The organism is Aeromicrobium sp. P5_D10, assembly GCF_054049535.1.
Genome location: NZ_JBFUME010000002.1, coordinates 207,430 through 233,492 on the forward strand (window position 1 = coordinate 207,430; position 26,063 = coordinate 233,492).

Consider the following 26,063-nt stretch of genomic DNA (forward strand, 5'->3'; position numbering starts at 1 on the left):
GGCGCCGTGTTCACCCGGATACTGGTCGCCAACCGCGGCGAGATCGCGGTCCGTGTCATGCGGACGTTGCGCGAACTCGGCATCGAATCGGTCGCGGTGCACTCTGACGTCGAGGCCGATGCGCTGCACGTCAAGGCCGCCGACCACGCCGTGGCGATCGGCGAAGCGCCGGTGGCCGAGAGCTATCTGCGCATCGACGCCGTGATCGAGGCCGCCCTCAGCAGCGGCGCGCAAGCCATCCACCCCGGGTACGGCCTGTTGTCGGAGAATCCCGACTTCGTCGACGCGTGCGAGGCCGCCGGGCTGGTCTTCATCGGCCCGTCGGCGGCGTCGATGCGGGCGATGGGCTCCAAGATCGCGGCCCGCAACACGATGTCCGCCGCCGGTGTCCCGGTCGTGCCGGGTTCGCTCGACGCCATCACGTCGCTGGAGCAGGCAACGGCGATGGCGGCCGACATCGGCTACCCCATTGCAGTCAAGGCATCCGGTGCCGGCGGCGGCAAGGGCTTCCGGGTCGCAGCGTCGCCAGATCAGCTCGAAGCCGCGATCGAAGGTGCCAGCGGCGAAGGCCAGCGCTTCTTCGGTGACGCGACGGTCTACCTCGAGCGCTACCTGGAGGATCCCCGACACGTCGAGGTGCAGGTGCTGGCCGACTCGCAGGGCTCGGTCGTCCATCTCTTCGAGCGCGACTGCTCGATTCAGCGGCGTCACCAGAAGCTCATCGAGGAGTCACCTGCCCCGCAGGTCACGCCCGAGCTGCGCGAACGCATCGGCGCGATCGCAATCGAGGCCGCCCGGGCCGTGGGCTACCGGTCGGCGGGGACGGTCGAAGGCCTCCTGGTCGGCGACGAGTTCTTCTTCCTGGAGATGAATACCCGCATCCAGGTCGAGCACTGCGTCACCGAGATGGTCACCGGCGTCGACATCGTCGCCGAGCAGGTGCGCATCGCGGCGGGCGAGCCGTTGTCGTTCGCGCAGGACGATCTCGTGATCAACGGCCATGCGATCGAGTGCCGGATCAACGCCGAGAACGCCGCCAAGCGGTTCCTGCCCAATCCGGGCACGATCGAGGAGTACGTCGAGCCGACCGGGGAGCACGTGCGCGTCGACTCGGGTGTCACGGCCGGCACCAAGGTGCTGCCCTACTACGACCCGATGCTGGCCAAGCTCGTCGTCTGGGGCCACGACCGGGAGTCGGCGACGCAGGCGATGCTCGCCGCCCTCGACGCGTACACCGTCACGGGCATCGCAACCCTTTTGCCGTTCCACCGTGCGCTCCTGGCGACCGACCAGTGGGCCAAGGCCGAGACGTGCCGCGACATCCTCGACGATCCGGCCAGGCTCAAGGCGTTGCTGGCCGATGCCTGACGGCTACGAGCTCGATCACACGTCGGTCGCGGTGACCGACATCGCCGCGACAGGGCGGTGGCTGCGGCGTGAGCTGGGAGCCACCCCGATCGCGGGCGAGGTGCTCGACGATTTCCGGTACGTGCTGTTCCACGTCGGTGACGCGGACGGCGGCGGACGTCTTGAGCTGATGGAGCCGGAGGCGCCGGGAGGTTTCCTCGACCGGTTCGTCGCGTCCCACGGCGAATCGCCGCACCATCTCACGTTCACGGTGCCGGATCTGGTCGATTCGGTCGCGCAGGTGCGGGCGCTCGGGCTCGAGGTCGTCGGCGAGGACTACTCGTACGACAAGTGGCGCGAAGCGTTCGTCATGCCCGAGCTCACGCATCGCGTCGTGATCCAGCTCGCCGACACCACCGCAGCGTTCCCGCCTGCGGCCGAGCTGATGGCGACCCATGAGCGCGATGTCGACAGCTTCCCGGGCAACCGGGGCGCCAGAGAACCCCGGTGGTGGGAGTTCATGTGGGACGAGGAGCCCAGGCGGCATGTGAAGCTGGTCTCCACGACTCTGCGGTCGCGCGACTTGGATCTGACCGATGCGCTGCTCGGCGGGATCCTGCACGGCACCGCCACCGCCGAAGGCGACGACGTCCGCTACTCGTGGGCACATGCGTCGGTCCTGGTCCGCCCGGCTGCCAAGGCCGGTGTCGCCAGCATCCAGTGCCGTGGCCCGCTTCCTGAGTCCGTGCACGTCGGACTCCTACCTATCGAGGAATTGTCATGATCGCTTCACCTGTCATCGGCACCGAGGTCGTCGGCGAACATGTCCTGGTCGTCACGATCGATCGGCCTGACGCGCGTAATTCGATCAACGATGCCGTCGCCGACCAGCTCGGCCGGGCCATGGAACGGCTCGACGACACCCCGACCCTGCGCGCCGCGGTGCTGACCGGTGCGGGTTCGGGCTTCTGTGCGGGCCTCGACCTCAAGGCGTTCCTCGACGGAGAGCTCGGCGAGCATCCCGAGTACGGTTTCGCCGGGCTGACCCGCCGACCACCCCGCAAGCCGCTGATCGCCGCCGTCGAAGGCTTCGCCCTGGCCGGGGGGCTTGAGATCGCCCTGGCCTGCGACCTGATGGTCGTCGCCGACGACGCCCGACTCGGCATCCCCGAGGTCAAGCGGGGGCTCGTCGCCGACGGCGGCGCGCTGCTGAGGCTGCCCGACCGGTTGCCCGGGAACATCGCGATGCAGATGGCCCTGACCGGCGGCGAGATCTCCGCGACTCGGCTCTACGAGCTCGGCCTTGTCAACGTGCTGACCGCTCCGGGTGAGGCGTTGCGTGCCGCGCTCGACCTCGCCGGTGAGATCGCCGCCAACAGCCCGGCGGCGGTGCAGGTCAGCAAGCAGGTGCTGCGCACGGCTCCCTCGTGGACGCCGGATGAGCTGTGGGAGCGCCAGCAGGTCATGGTCGAGCCGGTCTGGTCGTCGAATGACGCCCGAGAAGGTGCGACGGCGTTCGCCGAGAAACGTCCGCCACGGTTCACCGACGTCTGAACCCTTCTAGTCCGGTCGGTTTGATCTCCCGCACTCCGTTGATATCATCAGATATCAACGGAGGTTTCACATGCCAGATGTATTGATTCGCAACTTCCCAGCAGATGATCTCGCGTTGTTGGATGAGCAGGCGGCCCGGCTTGGCATCTCGCGGACAGAGTTCTTGCGCCGTCAACTGCACCAAGAGGCGCGACGCGCCGTCACGGCCGTCACTGCGCTCGACCTCGCCAGGTTCAGCGCCACGTTCGCAGACCTGGCCGATGACGATGTGATGGCAGACGCGTGGTCGTGAGCACAACCTGGATCATCGACAAGTCGGCGCTCGTCAGACTGGGTGCGAGCCCGGATGCCGACATGTGGGCCAACCGCATCGAGCGTGGCCTGGTCCACATCACGGCGATCACTTTGCTCGAAGTCGGTTACTCGGCCCGGTCGGGCACTGACCTTGACGCGTTGTTGCGTACGGCGCCAATTTCGGCCATGCCGGTCGAGTATTCAGCGCCCGCGATGGAGGACCGCGCGATAGAGGTGCTGCAAAGACTGGTCGAACGCGGTCAGCACCGAGCGCCTTCGATCCCGGATCTCCTGATCGCCGCGACCGCCGAAATCAGCAACCGCTCAGTCCTTCACGTGGACAAGGACTTCGAGCTGATCGCGGGCTTGACTGGCCAGCCCGTTGAGCGACTGAGCCTGTAGTCCAATCGTCGAATGTCACCGTCTGTAGATCCCGACCTCTGGTCGGCTACGCGATCGGTCTGCGCCAGCTCCGAGTCCGAGCAGCCGGCGACGCTGTCAACGAGTGCACACGAACTGAGAGAGACCCCTGCTACTAGGCGCAACGCGATTGCCATCGCCGCGGATCGCGATTGAGCGGTCGCCGTTCTTGACGGCCGGGGACACAGTGCCAACGCGTTGGTGTGGCACAGCGCGATGGTGCGGCTTTTGGGTCTGCGTGTACCGAAACCTCTAACTGGGAGGCGTACCGCATACGATTTCGACAGGAGCGGACGTAGCCGTCGGTCAGCGGCCGGCAACGCTGATGCGTACGTCGAGTCCGTCATTGCCCGGTGCCGCGAGCCCGCCCAGCACGCCGACGAGCATGCCGATCGCGACTAGCTGGCGGATCGGGGCGCCATCGTGGACCGACGGTTTTGTGCGCTGCCAGGCGTACCAGTCGGTGCGGTGGAACCTCGCCAGCCCGGCCAGCGCCACCACCGTGGTCGCGACGGAGAGGACGACCAGGGGCGCCTGGCTGAGGTCGTCGATCGAGACCAGGGCGACGAGTTCTGCGATCAAGCTAAGCACCATCACGATCCAGGCGAAAACCAGCCGGACGGTGCGGGCCCGGACGACCCCGGCGGAGACGTAGCCCACGAGGAGCGCGCCGAGCACGACTGACAGGACAAGCGAAACTTCGTTGTCAAGCTGTACGCCCCGCTGGCCCAGCAGCACCGCCTGGCCCGCCATCGACGCCCAGGCGACCACCCAGATTGAACTTGGCAATGGCGGCGTGGCTCCGAGGTGCTCGGCTCCCCTGTCGATGCCCACGGTGACATCTTGGCACGTCGCTGCCGGAACATACGCATCTGATCTTGGGCGTCCCAGATAGAGCTATGGAGGTCCTCACGTGTCATTTGGGCGGTATGAAACGCCGGTCGGATCGCAGTGAGCGGCAGGCGTCTGCGGCCACTAGTACTCAGCCATGGCCCATAGGACAGGTGTATAGCAATTGCTATAGAGATCGAAGATCTGCGCCGCTCATCGCCGTGGTCAAGGGACCAGCGGTTGCGCGCGAGCCCACGTATCGACGGCGAACGGTCCGGCCTCGGCTGGCAGTGAACCCACACCGGCTGTCCGCTCCACGATGTCGCCGGGCAGTCGACCATCGTCCATCCCAAGGCGATGCCGGTAGTCGGTCGCGAACGCCGCGGCGACCTGGTCCGCAGTAAGGGAGGGCTCGTAGTCGCGCAGACCGGCGATCGATTCCGTCCGCAACTCATAGCCGAGTGCATCGGAAACAGCGGCGATCACCGCGCGCACCTCGGCTGAGACCGCAACCTGCACGACGGTGCTGAACAACGACCCGGTTCCGGTGATGCGTTGGGCCGAACCGACGACCTTGGTCCGTCCGGCGACATTGATGCTGAACTCGCCCGGGCAGTACTCACCGTCGACCGGCCCGACCTGCGCATCGATGTCACCCAACGACCGCAAGACGTTCGCATGACTCCCAGCATTGTCGGCAAAAGTCGATCCACCGGCCTGACGCAGACCCGAACTCCAGGTGAGGTGGTCGATCACGACGGCCCCACTGTCGTACGCGACCATCTGCCCGCCGGGTGAGCGCACGACTGGCTCGAAACCGGCGGAACGAGCCAGATCGGTAGCCGCGAGGATCCCCGGCCGGCGCAGGTCACGGGAGCTGAATGCGACGGTCGGCCCCTGTGGCACGTAGATGTGCACCAGCTCTGACCAGAGGCCAGGGGGGTTGCGCAGCAGCAGGGCGGGGATCGCGAGTTCGACTGCTGCCGACCTGGCCTCGGGAGCCCCATGACCCGCGATCAGTAGGCGAGGAGATTTCTGTTGCACGGCGTGCAGGCCTTCAGCCGCGGTCGATCTGCAGCTCGCCCATCAGGCCCCAGTCCTGGTCGGGGATCACGGCATTGATGATGTGAGGCGTCGACTCCAGCCACTGCGGCATGACCTGCATGGCCTTGACGAAATGCGCCGACTTCACGTGCGCCTCGGCAGCATCGTCCTCGAACGCTTCCAGCAGCACGTATTCGTTCGGATCATCGAGACTGCGCGACCAGCGGAACCACAGGTTGCCGGGTTCGGCGCGGGTGGCCTCGGTGAACTCACGCGATAGCTCGGGCCACTGCTCGGCGTACTCGGGCAACACGTGGAATCGGACGTTAATGAGGATCATGGTTCTCCTGCGGTCGGGTCGGTCTTTATTTACTACGGCGTGCCTGCTCGTGCAGGGAGATCAGCAACTCGGGAGTCGTCCGTCTGATCGTGCCGGCGATTGCCTCGGCGGCCAGATCGTCGAAGCGTTTGAATCGCACACAGCTCTTGCCCATGTCGAGCTTCTTGCCGCTGGCAGTCCAGTCAGCCTGGAACGTTGCCTCTTCCTCGGCGTTCGCGTAGACCCCGTGCAGGTACAACGAGGTGTAGTTCTTCTGCGCGGCGAGGGCGGCGACGCTCAACGGGTGCCCGTTGTAGGTGTCGGGGTACACCTCGAGCGGAATGACCCAGTTCGGCATGCCGAAATCCATCTCGCGCACATACCCTTCTGGCAGGGCCTCCTCGACCAGTTCGATGGCCTGGGTGAGGACCTCGAACCGTTCTGGTGGCAGCCCCGCCAGGTACTCCTCGAACTCTGGCGCTGTGCTCATGATGAGACAGTACCGAGGGCGCGTGCGCGTGAACCGGCCGACGCGAGATGCTGAAGGCTGCACCCCGGCGACACAGGAGATCAGATGACTGTCCATGGGCCCGTCGCGGTCGGCGTCGCAGACGACCAGCTGTCGATCCTCGACTACGCCGCACGTGAAGCCGCCCGGTCCGGCTGCGGACTGCGACTCGTCCGCGCCTATGTCGTGCCGCCCGCACCGCCGGGCCCGATCGCGGGCGTCGACATCGCGGCTTCCTATCGTGCCGGGGGCCAGGACGTCCTCGACGCCGCGGTACGGCATCTGGAACAGAACCACCCGGGTCTCGTCATCGAATGTGTTCTGACACGCGGCCACACGCAGGAGATTCTGGAGCAGGAATCAGCGGACGCGAGGCTGATGATCATTGGTCCGGCAGCTCGCAAACCCTGGTACGTGAAGATGTTCGAGGGAGAGGTCACGCATCACCTCGTCAGGCGTGCCGTATGCCCGGTCCTCGTCGTGCCGGCGCAGTGGCCGCTCGAGCGTGATGCCTTGCCGGTTGTCGTCCTGGTCGGCGGCGACACCCCCGCGCCGTCAGCCCTGGAGTTCGGTCACAAGACGGCGCAGGCCCGCGGGGTCGAACTCCGGGTTGTCCACGCCGAGGGCGTCTCGCGTGACGTCGCTATCGAAGCGGCCGACCGGGCAGGGTTGCTGGTCTTGGTCGATCCGCACGCACAGGAGATCGTCGGCGCGGCCAGCTGTCCCGTCGTCGTGATTCCAGCGGCCGACCGGGAGTGAATCAGCGGTGGTGGACTCGTCTACCGGCGATCGAGCGCGGCTGGACCTCGACGATCGTATTGCGATCGCCGCCGGCCCACGCCGATCGCCGTCCGGAGTGTTCGAGCGCATCGCGGATTGCATCGTCATCGACCTGACTGCTGCTGCCGTGCACCGTGACGTTCCAGCCGTGCCCGAACAGGGAATCGGCGTGGCTGGCGGCCACCGCGACATCGTCATGGCCGTCGGCGAGGATCCCGAGTGAGGTCGTCTCGTCGATGCGGAAGTACAGCCGCTGTTCGATCACCTGGATATTGACCGGGATCAGCTGTTGGCCGTCGGCGTCCACGAAGCCGACGATGCCGACCACGGCAGAGTCGAGCAGATCCCAACACTCCCGCTCGCTCAGTACCGCCAGCTGACCGTTCAACTTGTCGGTCCTGCCTCGGGGTCGAGGTGGAGTTCGGGATCGCCGGCCGTGTCGGCTTCGTCATCGTCGTGCGGGGGCGGAGGTTCGTGTCCTGCGATATCGACGGGTCCGAAACCGGACGGGTCGTCGAGCGGCTGGGGCTCGTCGGGGTCGGGCGAGGCGTCTGATGATGTCGATGTCATGGGAATTCCTGTCCTCAGCTGCCAGGCCACTCGCCGGTCGCCCGCTGGAAGCCCTTGGCGCCCTGGCGTTGGATGACAGTTTTCACAACTGAATAGATGGCTCCCTGGAGCACGGCAGCCAGCAGGATCTCCTTGAATGGATACTCCGACTGCAGCGGTCCGGGTGGGTCCCCGCCGTCGGTGCTGCTGCTGACCCGTTTCCAGATCTGTTTGAACAGCAGACTCGCCACGAGTCCGCCGGCGATCGAGCTGACGATGCCGACGGGTCGGTAGAGGATCTTCGCCGAAGTACTCGGCCGATGGGTAGATGTCACATTGCCTCCTGGAGGCGGCCAGAGCGGACGCCGCGCCCCCGAGACGTGGCGTCCACACTGGTGGTCATAGGGGATTCAACTCGCGATCTTGGAGGTGCGGGCCAAAGCCGCGCGCTCTCCCTCGGTCATGCCGCCCCACACGCCGTAGGGCTCACGGACTGCGAGAGCGTGCTCACGGCAGCGATCGATCACGGGGCAACGTCGGCACAGCGATTTGGCGGTTTCCTCACGGCGCTCGCGTTTGGCGCCACGCTCGGCCTCGGGTGAGAAGAACACCGAGCTGTCGACGCCCGCACACAGGCCGTCGTACTGCCATTCGTACGCGTCGATCATCGGGCCCGGAAGTCGGTTGACGTTCACCATGTTCCTGAAGTTCCCCGCTGTTGACGTTTCAAACAAGTAGGGGATCACTACTCGCGGGTAACATGGGGATATGACCGCACCTAGAGTTCTGACCGAGATCGACGGCCCCGTGGCGTACGTGACGCTCAACCGTCCCGACAAGCTCAACGGAGTCGATCTGGAGACGATCGCCGAGCTCATCGACGCGGCCAAGTTGCTGCGGAACAACACCGAGATCCGCGCCATCGTGCTGCAGGGCACCGGACGTTCATTTTGTGCTGGACTCGATTTCGCCGCAGCGTTCAAGGACAAGAAGCGGGTTGCGCGCTACTTCTTCGCCGGCCCGAGGACCGTCAACAGATTCCAGCAGGTCAATCAGATATGGCGCACGCTGCCTGTTCCGGTCATCGCGGTCATCCAGGGACATTGCTACGGGGCCGGTCTGCAGCTCGCTGCAGGCGCCGACTTCCGTTTCACGACGCCCGATGCCACGTGGGCGATTCTCGAGGCCAAGTGGGGGCTCGTGCCCGACATGGGCGGGACGGTCCCGTTCAGCGAGTTGCTGCCCGCCGATGTGGCGATGCGGTTGTCGATGACCGGCGAACCGTTCAGCGGCGAACGGGCCGTGGAACTCGGTCTGGCAACCGAAGCGAGCGACGATCCGCTGAAGGCCGCGCTCGTGTTGGTCGACCAGATCGTCGAACGTTCGCCCGACTCCGTCGCCGCGACCAAGCAGCTGATCTACCGAACGCGCCGCGGCAGCCTGCGTTCGGCGTACCGGCTCGAGCGTCGACTGCAGGCCGCGATGTTCAAGGCGCGCAATACCGCAATCGCCCGCAAGGCCGGCGCCGCCAAGGAGAAGCCGGTTTTCGGACCCCGCACATTCGGCTGATTCGGGATGCGGCCGTTCGGTTGCTAGGGTTCTGGGCGTGACTGACGAGAATCCCGGCAAGAAGGTTGCCAACCAGTACGAGCGCAACTACGACTACACCAAGTACTGGGACAACCGCGATTACGAGAACGCGGCCGAGCACATTGCGATCCGGCGTCTGCTGAAGGGCAACCGCTACTCCAAGGCGGCTGACATCGGTGGCGGCTTCGGACGTCTGTGCCTGCTGCTGCGCTCGTTCTCGAACGAAGTGACGCTCGCCGAACCTGCCGCGACGCAGCTGGAGGCGGCCAAGAAGGTGCTGGAAGGCACCGACATCAAGCAGGTCCAGATGCAGGCCGACGACCTCAAGTTCGCCGACGGCGAGCTCGATCTGATCACGATGGTCCGCGTCATGCACCACATTCCCGAGCCGACAGCAGAGTTCGCCGAGATCTCCCGCGTGCTCGCTCCTGGCGGTACCGCGATCATCGAGGTCGCCAACTACGGTCACTTCAAGAACCGTCGTCGGCACAAGAGAGAGGGCAAGCCGATGCCGACCACACCGGTCGACATCAGGCAGACCAAAGCCGATGAGCCCGACGCGATCGCGTTCGTCAACCACAACATCGACACCGTCGTGGGGCAGCTCGCAGCGGCGGGACTGCAGCTCGAAAGCAAGCTCTCGGTCTCGAACCTGCGCAGCCAGCGCCTCAAGCGCGCGCTGCCGACGAGCGTCATGCTGGCTGCCGAGAGGGTCACCCAGGCCCGTCTCGCCCGCAGCAATTTCGGCCCCAGCATCTTCTTGAAGCTCCGCAAGTCCTGACGTCCTACCGCACGATCGCTGGCCCTGCCTCGGCTGAGGTGGAGGTCAAGCGGTCGCGCTTCCTGGGTCAGGTCCGGCGGGTCGAGTCCGAGGTCGGTGCACGCGCGTTCATCGACGCGGTGAGGCGCGAACATCACGACGCCCGGCATCACTGCACGGCGTTCGTGATCGGCGCCGACTCGATGTTGCAGCGCTCGAACGACGACGGCGAACCGTCCGGGACGGCCGGCGCGCCGATCCTCGAGGTCGTCACTCGGCGGTCGATCAGTGACGTCGTGGTCGTGGTGTCCCGCTGGTTCGGTGGGACGCTGCTGGGTGCGGGTGGCCTTGTGCGGGCTTACGGCGATGCGGCCGGCGCGGCACTGGATGCTGCAGGGGTGCAGGAGCGATCGCTACGCCATGTCATGCAGGTCGTGGCGATGCCGGCGGACGCCGGTGCGCTCGACAACCGGCTGCGAGCACTGGGAGAGGTGACCGATGTGGAGTACGGCTCCCGCGCGGTGTTCACGGTCAGCGTCGTCGACCCAGCGCTGTTCGAGCGTCAGGTGGCTGAGGCGAGTGCCGGGCGTGCAAACGTCACGAAGTGCGCCACCACCTGGCTCTGACCCCCACGCTCGCGAGTCACTGAATTACCGCTCGCGAGTCGCTCCCTTACGGTCCGTGAGTCACTCAAGTACGCGTGGTTCGTAATTCAGTGACTCGCCGACGGTAACTGAGTGACTCGCGAGCGCTGGGTTAGGAGGCGAAGCGTTTGGCCGATCGTTCCTTGGCCTTGGCGGCCTCGACCTCGCGGTCCTTGGGCGGTGCGGTGGTCACCAGATCGTCGAGCAGGTGTCCGGTGATGTGGGCGATGTCGTCGACGGCCTGCCAGAACACGGCCTCATTGGCCTTCGACGGTTTGGTCGACCCGCTGATCTTGCGGACGAATTGGATCGCGGCGGCGCGGATCTCGTCATTGTTGGCGGCCGGCTCGAAGTTGTGAAGAGTTCGGATGTTTCGGCACATATGTGCAGGCTAACCCCGACCACCCCATTCCCGCGAGTGGTGCAAAGCTGCCCGCGAGCGGTGCGGTTTGGACCGACGCGCCGTCTCAGAAAGACCAAACCGCACCACTCGCGAGAAAGGGGAAGGGGGGAACGGGGACGAGTTAGAGGGCGTTGAGTCTTTTGAGGACGTCGCGGACGTGGGTCAGTGCGTTCTTCTCGCTCAACCCGGTCGTGTCGTCGAAGTACAGACCGTCGCCGATCAGCTGGATCGTGCGGGCCAGGGCCTCGTCGTCGATGTGATCGCGCAGTACCGCGAACCAGTCCTCGCGCAGATCCGCAAGAGCTGCTGAGGCGCGGGAGTCATTCTCCTGCGCGATGCGGCCGGCCGCGATCAGCGCTCGATCGAAGTCGCTGCCGGTGTTGATCGATGTCGTCAGGTAGAACTCGACCGGTCCCTCGCGTGCGGTGCGCATCTTCTCGACGTCGGTCTTGCCCTGCTCGCGAAGCCGGTCGAGCATTCCCTCGACAAGCTCGTCCTTGCTGTGGAAGTGATACAGCAGACCGCCCTTGGACACCTCGGCCGCTGAGGCGACGGCATCGAGGGTGGCAGAACGGCTGCCGGCGGTCACGAGCAGAGTCTCGAATGCGTCGAGGAGGCGGTCGCGAGTCGAACGCTCCTTGGCTGCCATGGGGTCACTGTACCGAGGTGAAGATCACGTCACCCGAGGTATCAACTGTACCGTCCAGACGGTATAGTTGAAAGGTAACCACAAAACCGTGAGGAGGACGACATGACCATGCTCAACGACACCAGCACCTTGAACGACAGCACCATGAACGAACACCGGGCCGGACCCCGTGAATGGGCCGCGCTGGCCGTGCTCATGTTCCCCGTCCTCATGGTCTCGGTCGACAACACCGTCTTGAGCTTCGCGCTCCCGGCGGTCAGCGTCGACCTCAAACCCAGTGGCACTCAGCTGCTGTGGATCGTCGACCTGTACGCCATCATGCTGGCGGGTCTGCTCATCGCGATGGGCAGCATCGGCGACCGTTTCGGGCGGCGCCGGCTCCTGCTGATCGGCTCGGTCGGTTTCGGCTTCGCGTCGCTGCTCGCGGCCTACAGCCAGAGCCCCGAGATGCTGATGGGCGCGCGTTTCCTGCAGGGCGTCTTCGGTGCGACGTTGATGCCCTCGACCCTGTCGCTGATCCGCAACGTGTTCCCCGATGTCCGTGATCGCCGTATCGCGATCGCGACCTGGGCCGCGATGTTCTCCGGCGGTGCCGCGCTCGGACCTGTGCTGGGCGGCTGGCTGCTCGGCCATTTCTGGTGGGGCTCGGTCTTCTTCATCAATGCGCCGATCATCTTGGCACTGATCCCGCTCGCACTCATACTCCTGCCCGAGTCGCGCGATCCCGAGCCGGGACCGCTCGACCCGGTGGCGATCGTCCTGTCGTTGTCGGCGATGTTGCCGACCGTGTTCGCGATCAAGAACGTCGCCGAGCACGGCCTGAACGACCTGACGCTGACCGCGTTCGCGATCGGAGCGATCTCGGGCTGGGCGTTCATCCGCCGGCTGCGCCGCAGTGCTGCGCCGATGATCGACCTGACGCTGTTCAGCAACCGGGTCTTCACCGGCGCGATCATCGCGAACCTGCTGAGCCTCATGGGACTGACCGGCTTCCTGTTCCTGGGTGCCCAACTGCTGCAGCTCGTCATGGGCCTGAACCCCATGGACTCGGCCCTGGTGCTGCTGCCGGGCCTGGCGGCGACGGTTCTGGCGGGCTTCGCGGCGGTGCGGCTCGTGCAGTTCATCTCGCCGCGAGTCCTGGTGACGGTGAGTTTCGCGGCATCGGCGGCGGGATACACCGTCACGGCGTTGACCGGGACGCCCACCGTCGTTTCGGTGGCCGTCGCATTCGCCGTCATGGGAGTCGGCATCGGCATGGCCGAGACACTGACCAATGACCTCATGCTGTCGGCGGTCAAGCCGTCGAAGGCAGGAGCAGCGTCGGCGATCTCGGAGACTGCGTACGAGATCGGTGCGGTTCTCGGCACGGCTGTGCTGGGCACGGTCCTGACCTCGACCTATCGCACGCACCTGACGTATCCGGCGATGCTCGAGTGGGGCGAGCGCCAGGGTGCGTTCGAGACGCTCGGCGGCACGGTCGAGGCCGCCAAGTTCTACCCCAACGAGGTCGGCGAAGGTCTGCTCGAGTCGGCCCATTCGGCGTTCGACTTGGGCGTGCAGTACACCTCGGCGGTCGCGATCGGACTGGCTCTGATGGCGGCGATGGTGTCGTGGCGGACGCTCAAGAACGCCTGACGTCCGGCACTGGGCGACCCCGCTGAGCCCGGCGTCTCATCACGAAGACGACACTGGTTCCATGTCACCTCGTCACAGTCTGCTCGCGCTGACCGTGATGGTGATCTGGGGCGCGAACTTCGTGGTGATCGACGCCGGGCTCGACGGGGTCCCGCCGCTGCTGTTCCTGGCGATGCGGTTCGTGCTGGTCGCCTTGCCGTTGGTGTTCTTCGTCCCGCGACCACAGGCGACCTGGCAACAGGTCGTCGCGGTCGGAGCGTTCATGAGTCTCGGCCAGTTCAGTCTCCTGTACATCTCGCTCGATCTCGGTATGCCGGCCGGGCTGGCATCGCTCGTGCTGCAGGCCCAGGTGATCTTCACGATCGTCATCGCGGCGGTCGTGATCAAGGAACCGCCGACCCGTCGCCAACTCATTGGCGCGACGGTCGGCACGACCGGGCTCGTCGTGGTCGTGCTGGCCCATGGTGCCTCCGCGCCGGTGCTTCCACTGATCGTCCTGTTGGGTGCCGCGCTGTCCTGGGCGACGGGCAATGTCATCGCACGTAGTGCCGGAATCGCCTCGGGCTTCTCACTCGTCGTGTGGTCTGCGCTCGTGGTCCCGATCCCCGCGCTGGTGCTCTCCCTGCTGGTCGATGGACCGGACGAGATCGCCCACGCCATGACTCACCTGTCGGGTGCGGCGATCGCGAGTACGGCGTACACCGCGGTCGGCGCCTCGCTGATCGGCTACGGGATCTGGAACACGCTGCTGGCCCGCTATCCGGCGAGCGCCGTGGTGCCGTATGTCCTGTTGGTGCCGGTCATCGGCATCGCCACGGCGTGGATCGTCCAGGACGAAGTCCCGACCGGGCTGGAGATCGCCGGTGGCGTCGTGATGCTGACCGGAGTAGCGGTGGCCACGATCAGTCGGAGTCTTCGACCTGCGTCGCGTCGATCACGAGGTCTGCCAGCTGAGGAGAGTTCTCGCGGGCGATGAGCGCGACCTCCTGATCGGCCCAGCGCTGCCAGTGCGGCCGATACGTATCACCGTCTCGGGCGAAGGCGCGAGTCTGTCTGAAGGCCTCATCCGCCTCGACCCAGATCGAGTAGGTTGCCAAAGCCGAGCTCGCCCGGGTCAGTGCGCCGGCGCCCTCGACGATCAGCGGATCCGTCGCGTTGGCGGTGAGCCAGCGGCCAGGTGCGGCCGCGAACCAGTCGTACGTGCGCCAGTTGGCGCTGCCGCTCTCGACCAAAGGTTCGAGGATCTCGGTCACGAGGGTGTGAGCGCCTGCTTCGAGTCCGTCCCATCCGGGGTAGATGTCTTCGAGATGTTCGAGCTGCACGCGGATTCCGCGATCTGCGGCGAGAGCCACGAGCTCGGCGGCAAGGGTCGATTTGCCCGAACCGGAGCGGCCGTCGATCAGGATGCGCGCGCCCGGTGCGGTCACGCGGGGAAGGAGTGTCTTGGCCCATTCCCGCCACGTGCGGTTCACGCCAGGAGGGCGGCGCGCGCCATTCTGGCCAGTCGGTCCCGCATCGCCGATTCGCTGATGCGGGCACTGTGCGGCGTCGAGTTCAGCAGGCCGAATGTCGCCTGGACGACGGCCCGGGCCTCCGCGGCATCGAGGTCGCCGCGTAGTTGTCTGACGGTATCGACCCAGATGTCGATATAGGCCAACTGCAGCCTGCGAACCGCGGTGCGGCCCTCGACTCCGAGATTGGTCCACTCGCTGACCTGGATCGTGATGAGTGCGGGATCGGCGAGCGCGAATTCGATATGCCAGTCGATCAGCGCCTCGAGCGCGACGGACGGATCGGCGTTGGTGGCCGCCCGTATCTGTCCTTCGGCCAGCAGGCGCTCGCTGATCCCGACCAGGGACTGGTTGAGGACGTCGTCCTTGCTGGCGAAGTGCTTGTAGATGGCAGGTCCGGAGATTCCGCAGGCGCTGCCGATGTCATGCATCGACACTCCATGGAATCCGCGTTGAGCGAAAAGCGTCGCCGCAGTATCAAGGATTTGGTCGCGGCGCGTCATTGTCACAACCCCAGTATAGCGGCCCCTGGTTAATGGGTGTTAACCTCGGTGTTATGCGTGAACTCGTCCAACAGTTACGTGACCGGCTGGTCACTGTCCGCCAGGGTGGCAGTGAAGCCGCCCGTACCCGACACGTCCAGCGCGGCAAGCTGCTGCCCCGTGATCGTATCGACCGTCTCCTCGACCCGGGATCGCCCTTCCTGGAGGTCGGTTCTCTCGCGGCATACGGCATGTACGGCGGCGAGGTGCCGAGCGCGGGAGTCATCACCGGAATCGGCCGGGTCAGCGGACGTGAGTGCGTCATCATCGCGAATGACGCGACGGTCAAGGGCGGAACGTACTACCCCATGACGGTCAAGAAGCACCTGCGGGCGCAGGCCATCGCGCAGGAGAATCAGCTGCCGTGCCTGTACCTCGTCGACTCCGGCGGAGCGTTCCTGCCGATGCAGGACGAGGTCTTCCCCGACCGCGACGACTTCGGCCGGATCTTCTTCAACCAGGCCCAGATGTCGGCGCTGCGCATCCCGCAGATCGCGGCGGTGCTGGGTTCGTGCACCGCGGGTGGCGCCTACGTTCCGGCGATGAGCGATGAGACCGTCATCGTCAAGGAGCAGGGCACGATCTTCCTGGCCGGTCCGCCGCTCGTGAAGGCCGCGACGGGCGAGGTTGTCACGGCCGAGGCGCTCGGCGGCGGAGATGTGCACGCGCGGACGTCCGGCGTCGTCGACCACCTCGCCGAAGACGACGAGCATGCTCTGCAGGTCGTGCGGTCGATCGTCGGGACGTTGGAGCGTCCCACGAGTGAGCCGCCGCCGCGCGAGCCGGCGCCCCCGCGCGAGGATCCGCAAGGGCTCTACGACGTCGTGCCGGTCGACGGCCGCACGCCATATGACGTCCGGGAGGTCATCCGCCGCATCGTCGACGACTCCCGGTTGCACGAGTTCAAACCGCTCTACGGCGAGACGCTGGTGTGCGGTTTCGCTCGTATCGAGGGTTATCCCGTCGCGATCATCGCCAATAACGGCATCCTGTTCAGCGAGTCGGCGCTCAAGGGCGCGCACTTCGTCGAACTGGCGAATCAGCGCGGGATCCCGCTGGTGTTCTTGCAGAACATCACCGGCTTCATGGTCGGCCAGGAGTACGAGAACCGCGGTATCGCCAAAGACGGCGCCAAACTCGTCACAGCGGTCGCCTCGTCGGTCGTACCGAAGTTCACGGTGGTGATCGGCGGATCGTACGGTGCCGGTAACTACGGCATGTGCGGTCGCGCCTACGATCCGCGATTCCTGTGGATGTGGCCCAACGCCAAGATCTCGGTCATGGGCGGCGAGCAGGCCTCGGCGGTGCTGGCCACGGTCAAGCGCGATGGCATGGAGGCCCGCGGCGAACAGTGGTCGGCCGAGGACGAAGCCGCGTTCCGGGCGCCGATCCGCGAACAGTTCGAGGATCAGGGTTCGGCCTACTATTCCTCGGCGCGATTGTGGGATGACGGGATCATCGACCCCGTCGACACCCGCCGGGTGCTCGCGATGGGCCTGCAAGTGTCCACAGCCGTTCCGATCCCGGAGCCCCGCTTCGGCCTCTTCAGGATGTAGCGATGACTTTTTCTTCTGTTCTGATTGCCAACCGCGGCGAGATCGCCCGCCGGGTCATTCTCGCCTGCCGTGAGGCGGGCCTGCGCAGCATTGCGGTCTACTCCGACGCCGATGCCGACGCTCCTTATGTGCAGTTGGCCGATGATGCGGTGCACCTCGGCCCGACCCCGGCCACTGCGTCGTACCTGTCGATCGACCGCCTCCTCGCCGCGGCGAAGGAGTCCGGTGCGGAGGCCGTCCACCCCGGATATGGATTCCTCTCCGAGCGGGCCGAGTTCGCCCGTGCGGTCGTCGAGGCGGGACTGATCTTCATCGGCCCGACGGCCGAGGTCATGGACGCGATGGGGCGCAAAGACCGGGCTCGGACGATCGCCGAGACGTCAGGTGTCCCCGTCACCCCGCAGTACGACCCCGCCGCGGTTCCGGCCGATGCGTATCCCGTCCTGGTCAAGGCGGCGGCCGGAGGCGGCGGCAAGGGTATGCGCATCGTCCGCGAAGCCGCCGGACTCCAGGACGCGATCGATTCGGCTCGGCGTGAGGCGGCTTCCGCCTTCGGCGACGACACGTTGCTTGTCGAGGCCTACGTCGAAGGTGGCCGACACGTCGAGGTGCAGGTCTTCGGTGACAGCCACGGCAATGTCGTCCACGTCTTCGAGCGGGACTGCTCGGCCCAGCGCCGGCATCAGAAGGTCGTCGAGGAGGCTCCGGCCTACGGACTCAGCGATGACTTGCGGCGCACGCTCCACGACTCGTCCGTGGCGTTGTGCCGCGAGGTCGGATACACCGGTGCTGGGACGGTCGAGTTCCTCGTGTCCGACGGTCGCGCGTACTTCCTCGAAATGAACACCCGCCTCCAGGTCGAGCATCCCGTCACCGAGGAGATCACGGGCATCGATCTCGTCCAGTGGCAGTTCGCTGTGGCCGCTGGGGAACGCCTGCCATTGGCTCAGGATGAGATCACCGCATCGGGGCACGCGATCGAGGTGCGGGTGTATGCCGAGGACCCGTACTCGGGCTTCCTGCCGCAGGCCGGACACGTCCTCGACGTCGCCTGGCCAGATGATGCCCGGATCGAGACCGATCTGGTGGGCGGCGCCGAGGTCTCGACGGCCTACGACCCCATGCTCGGCAAGATCGTCGTCTCGGGTGTGGACCGTCAGGACGCGATCACGGCCATGGTGGAGGCGCTCGACGACACCGGAATCTTCGGCATCACGACGAACCTGGGGTTCGTCCGCCGTCTTGTCGCGAGTGAGGCGTTCGCGGCTGGCGAGGTGCACACCGGATGGCTCGACAGCGAGGCGTCGGCCGACCTGCTGGCGACGCCCTTGGTTCCCGAAGAGGCCGCCCACGCCGCCGCCACGCTCTGGGCCCGTTATGAACTGGTCGGCAGCACTGACCCGTTCGGTCAGTTGGACGGTTGGCGCTCGGGTTCCGATCCGGCGCCGACGCGGATCGCGCTTGCCGACGAGACCGGGCACGTCTGGTCGTTCGACCTCGCCGAGGACGAGATCGACGACGCCGGTGCGTTGGCCATCATCGATCGCGATGCCATCACGATCGCGTGGCAGTCTCAGACCTGGACGCTCGAAGTGCCCGATCCGATGCGCGGTGGTCATCAGCGTGGCGTGTCGACCGACGCCGACCTGGTTTCTCCTATGCCGGGCACGGTGTTGCGCGTCGACGTCGAGCAGGGCGAGGCGGTGACCGAGGGACAGCAGCTGGGTGTGGTGGAGGCGATGAAGATGGAACTCGCGCTGACAGCCCCCTACGACGGCGTGGTGTCCCACGTGGGAGCCGCCGTCGGAGACCAAGTCCCGATCAAGCACCTCCTCTTCACCGTGGACCCCACGTGAACCCCCTTAACCGCGAGCGGTGCGGTTTGGTCTTTCTGGGACGGCGTGTCTGTCCAAAGCGCACCACTCGGGGCGCTGTTTGCACCACTCGAGGAGGCACGTTATGACCAAACCCATGATCGTCCGCGATCCCGCACTGCCGAAGAAGGTCACGATCTATGAGGTCGGGGCCCGCGACGGCTTGCAGAACGAGTCGGCGATCGTGCCGCTCGACGTCAAGGTCGAGTTCATCGAGCGACTGATCGCGGCGGGTCTGCCGATCGTCGAGGCCACCAGTTTCGTCCACCCGAAATGGGTGCCACAGCTCGCCGATGCCGCCGAACTGGTCGGACGCCTACCGCTCGACGGGTCTGTCCCGCTGCCGGTTCTGGTGCCGAATGAGCGCGGTCTCGACCGGGCGCTCGCGGCAGGGGTCAGCCACATCGCCATTTTCGCGAGTGCGACCGAGACCTTCGCGCGTAAGAACCTCAACTCGACGCTCGACAGTCAGTTCGAGATGTTCGAGCCGGTTGTCGAGCGCGCCAGGGATGCTGGATTGGACGTACGGGCGTACGTATCGATGTGCTTCGGCGATCCCTGGGAGGGCGACGTTCCGGCCGAGCAGGTCATCCGGGCCGGCCAGCGACTTCTCGACCTGGGGGCCTCGCAGCTGTCGCTCGGCGACACGATCGGTGTCGGCACGGCCGCACAGGTCGGCGATCTCGTCACCCGCTTCGTCGCTGCCGGAACCCCCGTCGATCAGTTGGCGATGCACTTCCACGACACCTACGGCCAGGCCCTGGCCAATGCGCACGCCGCGTTGCAGGTCGGCATCACGACATTCGACGCGTCCGCCGGTGGCCTGGGAGGGTGCCCGTACGCCGAGAGCGCGACCGGGAACCTCGCGACCGAGGACCTGGTGTGGATGCTCAACGGACTTGGCATCGAGCACGGCGTCGACCTGCCGTCGTTGGTCGAGACGAGCAGGTGGATGGCTCAGCATCTGGGTAAGGAGCCCGCCAGCGCAGTAGTCCGCGCCCTGTCCTGACCGTTCGCCGAGTGGTGCAAAGACGCTCCCGAGTGGTGCAACCTGGACAGACACGCCGTCCCGAAAAGTCCCAACCGCACCACTCGCGGTCGAGGCGCGGTCGAGGCGGGGTTAGCGGAGGCGGCGGTCTTTGAGTTCCTTCGCGGCGTAGGTGCCGATCTGCCACGTCGTGTAGGCGTCGCTGGATGCGCCGACGGCACCGCCGAGGAGCGGCACGCGACGCCCGATCAAGGTGATGGCGCGTCGTCCGGCCGTCCGGCCGATCAGCTCCGACGTCACCTCTCGCGACAACGTCTCGTCGAGCGCCGGATCGTGTACCGGAGACGTCGCGAGCGCCATAGGGGACGACGGCAGCCGATGCGATGCCACGAGAGAGGCGACCTCGTCCTCGCCCAGCATGCAGGCCAGTATCGCGTTGCGGACCCGCGGATCCTCCAGGTCGTAGCCGCGCAGATGCGCGATCCCGGCGACCAAGTGACACTGCACGATCGTCACGCCGGCGACATTGGCCGGTACCGTCACTGCGATCGTGCTCACGCCACCGAGATTCGTCACGAACCCCTGAAGACCGGCCAACGAGGTGTGCATGCGCAACAGGGCAGCCAGAGCCTTCTCGACATCACCGCCGGCGTCGACAAGTTTGGTGTCGGCCGACGCTGCGGCGCTGCGCAGGGGTCCGACGCCGTCGATGGCTTTGTCGAGCACGACCCGCACATAGCCCGACGCAACTGTCGGAGCCAGCTTCGCCCCTGCGCTGACGGCCATAGTGCGACGGACACCCATGGCATCAGCATATGAGAGACCTCCACGTCTCGCGTCGTGTCAGTCGCGGCGGATGGCATCGGTCCGGGCCTACTCTTGGCCCATGAGTCGCCCGTTCTCCGAGCGCGTCGCGCACGATGACTGGCATCGTGACGTCGAAGACTGGGTCCGCACCAGCCTGGCTGGATCCGGGTATGCGGTCGCGGGCCCGATCGAGCAGCTGCGAATACGTCCGTGGTCGACGCAGCTCGCGGTGCAGACCGATCAGGGCCGGGTGTGGTTCAAGGCCAATTGCGCGTCGCTGGCATTCGAGCCGCTTCTACAGGCCGAACTCGCCCGCCTGCTCCCCGACGCGGTCGATGCCCCGTTGGCCATCGACGCCGACCGAGGCTGGATGTTGACGTTCGACCGTGGCGCGACTCTTGCCGACGCGACCGATGTCGACACCGCCAGCTGGCGCCAAGTCATGACCAGGGCGGCCCACCTGCAGCAGGCGACCGCCGGCCACCGTGAGGCGTTGCTCGCTGCTGGGCTGCCCGACTGCGGACCGGAGACCGTCGTCCCGCGGTTCGAGCGCCTGATCGAGATCCTCGCAGAGCTGCCGTACGCCCATCCCTCACACGTTCCGCCGCATCTTCGCGATCGGCTGGTCGGTCAACGCTCCGCGATCGCCGACGCCGCGGCGCAGCTTGCCGCGTCCAGCCTGCCGGTCACCTGGCAGCACGGGGATCTGCATCCCAATAACGTCTTCGCGCGCGATGGACGGCTTTTCGACTTCGCCGACGGTCAATGGGCCCATGCCGTCGAGGTGCTCAGCGTCCCGTACGGGTGGATCATGAGTCAGACCACCTTGGCCTGGCCCGATGTGTTGGAGGCGTACTGCGAGACTTGGGGCGTGCCGATGGTCGAGGTCCAGTCGTTGTCGGCGGCGGCGACCTTGACACAACCGGTCAACCGCACATTGCTGTGGTGGACGTGCCTGCAGGAGGCGACCGCCGCGGAGTGGGCCGAGTGGGGTTCAGCGCCGTTACATCATCTGACGAGGGTGCTCGATCCATGACCCGGAGCCCTATCGAACCTTCGGTGTGGGTCTTCGACCCGGCCGACTGGCCCGATGACGATTGCGTTGCCGTCGGTGCCGATCTGGCCTCGTCCACGCTGTTGGAGGCGTACCGCCGCGGCGCCTTTCCGATGCCGCACGGCGATGAACTGCTGTGGTGGTCGCCGATGCAACGCGGCGTGCTGGTCCCTTCGGAGATCAAGGTGAGTCGGTCGCTGCGGCGGTCGATGCGGCACTTCACGATCACGGTCGACGAGTCGTTCGAAGAAGTCATCGATGCCTGCGCCGATCCGAGCCGGCCCGGTGCATGGATCGATTCGGACATCCGCGAGGCGTATGTCCGGATGTACCGACTGGGCTGGGCGCACTCCGTGGAGACCCGAGATCTCGACGGAAACCTCGTCGGCGGCCTGTACGGACTCAGCATCGGTGCTCTGTTTGCAGGCGAATCCATGTTTCACCGCGCCACGGACGCCTCGAAGGCAGCCCTCGTCGCACTGGCCGAAATGATGGGCACACCCGCCCTGATCGACACCCAATGGAGTACGCCGCACCTGGCTTCGCTGGGTGTCGAACAGTGGTCGCGGCGGCGCTATCTCGGCGCGATCGACTTCTTGGTCGACGTGCGTCCACCCGCGATCTGGCCCTGATATCAGGCGGAATCATGGGGCCGAACGCCGGGGCGCCACAATTCGTCACCGGGCAGTTCATAGACTGTCTCAAGAAAACATCACCACTCACAAGGAGCTTTTGTGGCTATCTCACGCAACGACCTCGTCGCTGCCCTCGCTTCGAAGGCCGGCACCAGCAAGGCCGAAGCAGACGCGGTTCTCTCGTCCTTCAGCGAGATCCTTCTCGATTCCGTCGCCAAGGGCGAGAAGATCTCGATTCCCGGCATTCTCTCCGTCGAGCGAGTTGCACGTGCCGCGCGCACCGGCCGCAACCCCTCGACCGGTGAGACGATTGACATCCCCGCCGGTTTCGGCGTGAAGGTCAGCGTTGGCTCGCGCCTCAAGGCTGCCGCCAAGTAGGCAGAACACTTCAGCGCCCCCCGGGCGGCGGCGGGGGGCCGCTTTTGCGCGTCATGAGCTGCGCAGCGTCAGCTCACGACGGGCAGCCCTGCGGCCTCCCAGGCCTCCATGCCGCCCTCGACGTTGGTCGCGTCGTATCCCTGGGCCTGCAGCCATTGTGTGGCACGCGCCGAGCGTCCACCCAGATGGCAGATCACGAGCGTCGGGGTCGTCGGGTCGAGCTCCCCGAGACGGGTCGGCAGATCACCCAACGGGATGTGGACCGCGCCGTCGATATGACCGGCCGCCCACTCATGCGGCTCACGTACATCGAGCAGCGCATGGCCGTCTGTCAGTGGGCTCGGAACACCCTGGACGTCGATGGTCGGAATGTTTGAGTCGTTCATGGATCCATCGTCCCTTGCCCGCCAAGCTCGGGTCCACAGGGGGATCCAGTGGCAAAAGACTGGCCAATGACCCGGTCGTATAGTTAGTTTGGACCATAGACAAGTCGTCACTACGAACCGAGGCGGCTCCTTTTTTCGCCGATGTTCCAGGGTGGTGAACGACCTGAAGTCCCACGACACGATCTGTCTGCCGTTCGTCATGTCCACTCCCGGTGTGGCCCGTACGCGCCTCGCGGCGTTCTTGACGGTGCACCGCGCCTCGGAGACCGTCATCGACGACGCGCTGATCGTGATCAGCGAGATGATCGCCAACGCCGTGAGCCACGGCGAGCCGAATTCGGCCGGCACGATCGAGATCTCCTGGACGATCAACGGGGATCTGCTCGAACTCAGCGTCCAGGACGCGGGCGAGGGCGGATCGCTCACGCCGATCGACTTCGATGAGGACTCGCTCAGCGGCCGTGGCCTGTCGATCATCAACCGGGTGGCCGACCGCTGGTGGGTCGATATGTCGGCCGGTACCCGCGTCAATGCCGAACTCGGCCTCACTCCCCACTGACCGCGACACCCCGCAGTGACTAGACTCGCCCCTCATGGGCAAGAAGTCGCGAATCAAGAGCAAAGCCGCCAAGAAAGAACGCATGCCGTTCGTGGCGCGCACCTTCGAGGGACTCCCCGGAGAGGCTGACTGGGTCGCGTTGCGCGAGTTTGTGCCGTCGGCGTCGGGAACGATAACCCTGAAGACCGGCGAGACCGTGCGCATCTGTTCGCTGCTGCCCGGCAACGGTGCCGGCATCCGGCGACCTGACGGCGAGATCTGGGTCGGCTTGCAGGTCGCCCACAACTTCGGTGACATCAGCCGCGATCTCGCGCATGTCATCGAGCTGGCGCTCGAGACCGAGCCCGGTAACCCCGTCCGCATGACTGATCCGGGTGTCGGTCCGCGGGTGCAGGATCTGATCGATCCGGCGAGCGGTTTCGATGTCGAGGTCCATGAGGGCTTCGACTACTGGCTCGAAGGTGTCGACCAGGCCGAAGGCGCCCAGGAGATGCTCGACGAGGCGAACGACACGATCGACCCGACGGTCCAGCTGTCGTCGGTCGAGGGTGCGTACTGGACCGAGATGGGTCCGCAGCGCTTCCTGCGTTGGATCATGACGGTCGATGAGACCAAGCTCCTCGACGCCTTGGCCCGCCTGCGCGCGGCCGACGAGGACACCCTCGGTGAGGGCACCAAGCTGATCGGTCACTTCCGGGCCCATGGTCTGCTCGTGCCGGTCTGGGAATTCCCGCATGACGCGGCCGATCTGGAGAAGCCCGCGGTCGAGTTCAAGGCCCGGCTCGATGCCGCCTTGGCCGATGACAGCCCGCTGACCTCGGAGCAGCGTTCAGCTCGTGGGGCCCTGATCAGCCGTCAGGTCACGGTCTGAGTCTGCGGCGATAATCAGGGGTGTCACGTCTGGCACCCCTGCGTCGTCTGAGGGGTGAGCGGCGCACCCGCGCCGCAGGACTGGAGACCTCTCATGCCTCGTATTCCCGCCGTCTCGCCCCAGGACGCCTCATTGCTGGTCAAGGTGGGCTACAAGATCGCGGGCCGACGCTTCGGCGTCGTGCCTGAGCCGTTCACGATCCTGGCCCATCACCCCAAGCTGTTCATGGCCGCGGCCCGGCACGAGATGGCGGTCGAGAAGGCCACCCGGATCATGCCGGGGTCGTTGATCCAGCTGGCGGTCTATCGCACGGCGTGGACGGTCGGCTGTTCGTGGTGCGTCGATTTCGGCACGATGCTGCAGCGTCTGGACGGTTTGGATATCGACCGTCTCCGCGAGATCGGAGACTTCGAGACGTCTGAGGCGTTCACCGACGCTGAACGAGAAGTCATTCGCTACGCCGACGCGATGACCGCGACGCCGATGACCGTCACCGACGATCAGGTTGCCGCGCTCGTCCGGACGTACGGCAACTCCGGCGTGGTCGAGCTGACCTATCAGATCTCGATCGAGAATCAGCGCGCTCGGATGAATCACGCCCTCGGCATCGTCGACCAAGGTTTCAGTTCGGGCGATTCGTGCCGGGTCCCGTGGGCGGCGGAGGCCAGTCAGGAAGCCTGACACCGCCGAGCTTCTCTGGATTGGCCATGTCGTACGTGGCCCAGACCAGGCCGTCGCGCACCGTGAAGCCGCCGACCCGTGGCGGTGAGCTGAGTCGTTTGGTCTCGCCGGTGAAGCCCATGGTCATCAGACCCAGTTGGCCGTTGACGAGGACCGGGACCAACCGATCCAGGGCCTCCGCGCCGTAGCGTCGCAGCAGACCCAGATAGAACCGGGCGAACTTCTCGGGCCCGCGGATCACGTTGACGGCGGTGCTGGTCGTGCCGTTGGCATCGCCGATCACAAGCGCGTCGGGATGCAGGGTCGCCAGGATCGCCGCCAGGTCACCGGCGGCCATCGCGGCGAGGAAGCGGCCGACCGCTTCGTTGTGCACGTCATCGCTCACGGGAGGTGGCGGGTCCGCCACGGTGGCGCGGGCCCGGGAGGCGAGCTTTCGCGCATAGGCCTCGGTGATGTCGAGCGTCGTGGCGATCTCATCGAACGGAACGCCGAAGGCATCGTGCAGGACGAACGCGACGCGCTGCGCGGGCGGGAGAACGTCGAGCACGATGAGTGCGGCCAGACGGTTCTCCTCATGCCGGACCACGGTTGTGAGCGGATCGACCGCATCGGGTTCGAATGACGTCACGATCGGCTCGGGCAGCCACTGTCCGATGTACGTCTCGCGCCGGGCCGCCGCTGAGGTCAGCCGGTCGAGGCACAGTCGGCTCACGGTTGTCGTGAGCCAGGCCTGCAGATTGCGGATCTCGGTGGCACCAGTCGCCCGGTCGAGACGCAACCACGCCTCCTGCACGGCATCCTCGGCGTCCGCGATGCTGCCGGTCAGCCGGTAGGCGACGTTGAGCAGTCGTGGACGCTCGGCTTCGAAGCGGTCGAGGAGATCGGTGTCCATGG

The 26,063-nt window shown here is 66.0% G+C and carries 35 protein-coding genes; 20 read left to right on the forward strand and 15 right to left on the reverse strand.

Annotated elements, in window-relative coordinates; translation table 11 throughout:
- Positions 1-6: 6 nt before the first annotated feature.
- The 5 genes from ACXJKC_RS02660 (at position 7) to ACXJKC_RS02680 (ending at position 3,597) form a co-directional block, all read left to right on the forward strand.
- Complete coding sequence (locus tag ACXJKC_RS02660) at positions 7-1,368, forward strand: acetyl-CoA carboxylase biotin carboxylase subunit (RefSeq protein WP_456695124.1); 1,362 nt, start codon at positions 7-9, stop codon at positions 1,366-1,368.
- Positions 1,361-2,131, forward strand: coding sequence for a VOC family protein (locus tag ACXJKC_RS02665; protein WP_456695125.1), 771 nt, complete (start codon positions 1,361-1,363; stop codon positions 2,129-2,131). The genes ACXJKC_RS02660 and ACXJKC_RS02665 overlap by 8 nt, the downstream gene beginning before the upstream one ends.
- Positions 2,128-2,901, forward strand: a complete 774-nt coding sequence (locus ACXJKC_RS02670; RefSeq protein ID WP_456695126.1) for a crotonase/enoyl-CoA hydratase family protein — start codon at positions 2,128-2,130, stop codon at positions 2,899-2,901. The genes ACXJKC_RS02665 and ACXJKC_RS02670 overlap by 4 nt, the downstream gene beginning before the upstream one ends.
- 70 nt (positions 2,902-2,971) lie before the next feature.
- Positions 2,972-3,193 carry a type II toxin-antitoxin system VapB family antitoxin gene (gene vapB / locus ACXJKC_RS02675; RefSeq protein WP_456695127.1) on the forward strand — a complete coding sequence of 74 codons (222 nt, stop codon included), beginning with the start codon at positions 2,972-2,974 and terminating at the stop codon, positions 3,191-3,193.
- Complete coding sequence (locus ACXJKC_RS02680; protein WP_456695128.1) at positions 3,190-3,597, forward strand: PIN domain-containing protein; 408 nt, start codon at positions 3,190-3,192, stop codon at positions 3,595-3,597. The genes vapB and ACXJKC_RS02680 overlap by 4 nt, the downstream gene beginning before the upstream one ends.
- Positions 3,598-3,921: 324 nt before the next feature.
- Here the strand turns inward: ACXJKC_RS02680 and ACXJKC_RS02685 are convergent, their stop codons facing one another.
- The 4 genes from ACXJKC_RS02685 to ACXJKC_RS02700 form a co-directional block, all read right to left on the reverse strand.
- The gene (locus ACXJKC_RS02685) at positions 3,922-4,449 is read right to left on the reverse strand and encodes a hypothetical protein (RefSeq protein WP_456695129.1); all 528 of its coding nucleotides are present in this window, start codon (positions 4,447-4,449) and stop codon (positions 3,922-3,924) included.
- Between the two features lie 222 nt (positions 4,450-4,671).
- Complete coding sequence (locus ACXJKC_RS02690) at positions 4,672-5,490, reverse strand: lipoyl protein ligase domain-containing protein (protein ID WP_456695130.1); 819 nt, start codon at positions 5,488-5,490, stop codon at positions 4,672-4,674.
- Positions 5,491-5,503: 13 nt separating this feature from the next.
- Complete coding sequence (locus tag ACXJKC_RS02695) at positions 5,504-5,830, reverse strand: putative quinol monooxygenase (protein ID WP_456695131.1); 327 nt, start codon at positions 5,828-5,830, stop codon at positions 5,504-5,506.
- 25 nt (positions 5,831-5,855) lie between these two features.
- Positions 5,856-6,299, reverse strand: a complete 444-nt coding sequence (locus ACXJKC_RS02700) for a DUF1801 domain-containing protein (protein ID WP_456695132.1) — start codon at positions 6,297-6,299, stop codon at positions 5,856-5,858.
- Between the two features lie 84 nt (positions 6,300-6,383).
- Here ACXJKC_RS02700 and ACXJKC_RS02705 point away from each other — a divergent pair, with 84 nt between their 5' ends.
- Complete coding sequence (locus ACXJKC_RS02705) at positions 6,384-7,076, forward strand: universal stress protein (protein WP_456695133.1); 693 nt, start codon at positions 6,384-6,386, stop codon at positions 7,074-7,076.
- Position 7,077: 1 nt separating this feature from the next.
- Here ACXJKC_RS02705 and ACXJKC_RS02710 read toward each other — a convergent pair whose 3' ends face one another.
- The 4 genes from ACXJKC_RS02710 to ACXJKC_RS02725 form a co-directional block, all read right to left on the reverse strand.
- Positions 7,078-7,485, reverse strand: a complete 408-nt coding sequence (locus ACXJKC_RS02710; protein ID WP_456695134.1) for a pyridoxamine 5'-phosphate oxidase family protein — start codon at positions 7,483-7,485, stop codon at positions 7,078-7,080.
- Positions 7,482-7,667 (reverse strand): hypothetical protein, encoded by a 186-nt coding sequence (locus ACXJKC_RS02715; protein ID WP_456695135.1) that lies wholly within the window; start codon positions 7,665-7,667, stop codon positions 7,482-7,484. Before ACXJKC_RS02715 ends, ACXJKC_RS02710 begins: the two co-directional genes overlap by 4 nt.
- A 14-nt stretch (positions 7,668-7,681) precedes the next feature.
- Entirely contained in the window at positions 7,682-7,981 is a 300-nt protein-coding gene (locus tag ACXJKC_RS02720) for a DUF4235 domain-containing protein (protein WP_456695136.1), read from the reverse strand.
- Positions 7,982-8,056: 75 nt separating this feature from the next.
- Positions 8,057-8,344, reverse strand: coding sequence for a WhiB family transcriptional regulator (locus ACXJKC_RS02725; protein WP_456695137.1), 288 nt, complete (start codon positions 8,342-8,344; stop codon positions 8,057-8,059).
- Between the two features lie 70 nt (positions 8,345-8,414).
- Here ACXJKC_RS02725 and ACXJKC_RS02730 point away from each other — a divergent pair, with 70 nt between their 5' ends.
- Genes ACXJKC_RS02730 through ACXJKC_RS02740 form a run of 3 tightly spaced genes read left to right on the forward strand, consistent with a single transcriptional unit; the run spans position 8,415 to position 10,622 of the window.
- Positions 8,415-9,215: a crotonase/enoyl-CoA hydratase family protein gene (locus ACXJKC_RS02730; RefSeq protein WP_456695138.1), complete on the forward strand. Its 801-nt coding sequence runs from the start codon at positions 8,415-8,417 to the stop codon at positions 9,213-9,215.
- A gap of 37 nt (positions 9,216-9,252) precedes the next feature.
- Positions 9,253-10,017, forward strand: coding sequence for a class I SAM-dependent methyltransferase (locus tag ACXJKC_RS02735; RefSeq protein ID WP_456695139.1), 765 nt, complete (start codon positions 9,253-9,255; stop codon positions 10,015-10,017).
- A gap of 38 nt (positions 10,018-10,055) precedes the next feature.
- Positions 10,056-10,622, forward strand: a complete 567-nt coding sequence (locus ACXJKC_RS02740; RefSeq protein ID WP_456695140.1) for an IMPACT family protein — start codon at positions 10,056-10,058, stop codon at positions 10,620-10,622.
- 130 nt (positions 10,623-10,752) lie between these two features.
- Here ACXJKC_RS02740 and ACXJKC_RS02745 read toward each other — a convergent pair whose 3' ends face one another.
- Both ACXJKC_RS02745 and ACXJKC_RS02750 read right to left on the reverse strand, forming a co-directional pair.
- Positions 10,753-11,022 carry a DUF2277 domain-containing protein gene (locus ACXJKC_RS02745; RefSeq protein WP_456695141.1) on the reverse strand — a complete coding sequence of 90 codons (270 nt, stop codon included), beginning with the start codon at positions 11,020-11,022 and terminating at the stop codon, positions 10,753-10,755.
- Between the two features lie 142 nt (positions 11,023-11,164).
- Entirely contained in the window at positions 11,165-11,692 is a 528-nt protein-coding gene (locus ACXJKC_RS02750) for a TetR/AcrR family transcriptional regulator (RefSeq protein WP_456695142.1), read from the reverse strand.
- 102 nt (positions 11,693-11,794) lie between these two features.
- Between ACXJKC_RS02750 and ACXJKC_RS02755 the strand changes: the two genes are divergently transcribed.
- Positions 11,795-13,327 carry an MFS transporter gene (locus tag ACXJKC_RS02755; RefSeq protein ID WP_456695143.1) on the forward strand — a complete coding sequence of 511 codons (1,533 nt, stop codon included), beginning with the start codon at positions 11,795-11,797 and terminating at the stop codon, positions 13,325-13,327.
- 61 nt (positions 13,328-13,388) lie between these two features.
- Positions 13,389-14,303: an EamA family transporter gene (locus ACXJKC_RS02760; protein ID WP_456695144.1), complete on the forward strand. Its 915-nt coding sequence runs from the start codon at positions 13,389-13,391 to the stop codon at positions 14,301-14,303.
- Here the strand turns inward: ACXJKC_RS02760 and ACXJKC_RS02765 are convergent.
- Both ACXJKC_RS02765 and ACXJKC_RS02770 read right to left on the reverse strand, forming a co-directional pair.
- Positions 14,230-14,799: a hypothetical protein gene (locus ACXJKC_RS02765; RefSeq protein WP_456695145.1), complete on the reverse strand. Its 570-nt coding sequence runs from the start codon at positions 14,797-14,799 to the stop codon at positions 14,230-14,232. The genes ACXJKC_RS02760 and ACXJKC_RS02765 overlap by 74 nt on opposite strands.
- Entirely contained in the window at positions 14,796-15,341 is a 546-nt protein-coding gene (locus tag ACXJKC_RS02770) for a TetR/AcrR family transcriptional regulator (protein ID WP_456695592.1), read from the reverse strand. The genes ACXJKC_RS02765 and ACXJKC_RS02770 overlap by 4 nt, the downstream gene beginning before the upstream one ends.
- 53 nt (positions 15,342-15,394) lie before the next feature.
- Here ACXJKC_RS02770 and ACXJKC_RS02775 point away from each other — a divergent pair, with 53 nt between their 5' ends.
- The 3 genes from ACXJKC_RS02775 (at position 15,395) to ACXJKC_RS02785 (ending at position 19,819) form a co-directional block, all read left to right on the forward strand.
- Positions 15,395-16,936: a carboxyl transferase domain-containing protein gene (locus tag ACXJKC_RS02775; protein WP_456695146.1), complete on the forward strand. Its 1,542-nt coding sequence runs from the start codon at positions 15,395-15,397 to the stop codon at positions 16,934-16,936.
- A 2-nt stretch (positions 16,937-16,938) separates the two neighbouring features.
- On the forward strand, positions 16,939-18,792 hold the full coding sequence (locus ACXJKC_RS02780) for an acetyl/propionyl/methylcrotonyl-CoA carboxylase subunit alpha (RefSeq protein ID WP_456695147.1): 1,854 nt from the start codon (positions 16,939-16,941) through the stop codon (positions 18,790-18,792).
- A gap of 103 nt (positions 18,793-18,895) precedes the next feature.
- Positions 18,896-19,819 (forward strand): hydroxymethylglutaryl-CoA lyase, encoded by a 924-nt coding sequence (locus ACXJKC_RS02785; protein WP_456695148.1) that lies wholly within the window; start codon positions 18,896-18,898, stop codon positions 19,817-19,819.
- A 111-nt stretch (positions 19,820-19,930) separates the two neighbouring features.
- Here ACXJKC_RS02785 and ACXJKC_RS02790 read toward each other — a convergent pair whose 3' ends face one another.
- The gene (locus ACXJKC_RS02790; protein WP_456695149.1) at positions 19,931-20,602 is read right to left on the reverse strand and encodes an EcsC family protein; all 672 of its coding nucleotides are present in this window, start codon (positions 20,600-20,602) and stop codon (positions 19,931-19,933) included.
- 82 nt (positions 20,603-20,684) lie between these two features.
- On the opposite strand from ACXJKC_RS02790, the gene ACXJKC_RS02795 reads away from it, so the two are divergent.
- From ACXJKC_RS02795 to ACXJKC_RS02805, 3 genes are all read left to right on the forward strand, one after another.
- Complete coding sequence (locus ACXJKC_RS02795) at positions 20,685-21,641, forward strand: phosphotransferase (RefSeq protein ID WP_456695150.1); 957 nt, start codon at positions 20,685-20,687, stop codon at positions 21,639-21,641.
- Complete coding sequence (gene aat, locus ACXJKC_RS02800; protein WP_456695151.1) at positions 21,638-22,291, forward strand: leucyl/phenylalanyl-tRNA--protein transferase; 654 nt, start codon at positions 21,638-21,640, stop codon at positions 22,289-22,291. The genes ACXJKC_RS02795 and aat overlap by 4 nt, the downstream gene beginning before the upstream one ends.
- Positions 22,292-22,393: 102 nt before the next feature.
- Complete coding sequence (locus ACXJKC_RS02805) at positions 22,394-22,672, forward strand: HU family DNA-binding protein (RefSeq protein ID WP_456695152.1); 279 nt, start codon at positions 22,394-22,396, stop codon at positions 22,670-22,672.
- Positions 22,673-22,740: 68 nt separating this feature from the next.
- Here the strand turns inward: ACXJKC_RS02805 and ACXJKC_RS02810 are convergent, their stop codons facing one another.
- Entirely contained in the window at positions 22,741-23,058 is a 318-nt protein-coding gene (locus ACXJKC_RS02810; protein WP_456695153.1) for a rhodanese-like domain-containing protein, read from the reverse strand.
- Positions 23,059-23,212: 154 nt separating this feature from the next.
- Here ACXJKC_RS02810 and ACXJKC_RS02815 point away from each other — a divergent pair, with 154 nt between their 5' ends.
- The 3 genes from ACXJKC_RS02815 to ACXJKC_RS02825 all read left to right on the forward strand — a co-directional run bounded on the left by ACXJKC_RS02815 (position 23,213) and on the right by ACXJKC_RS02825 (position 25,169).
- Complete coding sequence (locus ACXJKC_RS02815) at positions 23,213-23,617, forward strand: ATP-binding protein (RefSeq protein ID WP_456695154.1); 405 nt, start codon at positions 23,213-23,215, stop codon at positions 23,615-23,617.
- Between the two features lie 34 nt (positions 23,618-23,651).
- Complete coding sequence (locus ACXJKC_RS02820; protein ID WP_456695155.1) at positions 23,652-24,488, forward strand: DUF5926 family protein; 837 nt, start codon at positions 23,652-23,654, stop codon at positions 24,486-24,488.
- A 93-nt stretch (positions 24,489-24,581) separates the two neighbouring features.
- A complete protein-coding gene (locus tag ACXJKC_RS02825) occupies positions 24,582-25,169 on the forward strand; it encodes a carboxymuconolactone decarboxylase family protein (protein WP_456695156.1) in 588 nt (195 codons plus the stop codon).
- On the opposite strand, the gene ACXJKC_RS02830 is transcribed toward ACXJKC_RS02825, so the two are convergent.
- Entirely contained in the window at positions 25,111-26,061 is a 951-nt protein-coding gene (locus ACXJKC_RS02830) for a sigma-70 family RNA polymerase sigma factor (protein WP_456695157.1), read from the reverse strand. The genes ACXJKC_RS02825 and ACXJKC_RS02830 overlap by 59 nt on opposite strands.
- Between the last annotated feature and the right edge of the window lie 2 nt (positions 26,062-26,063).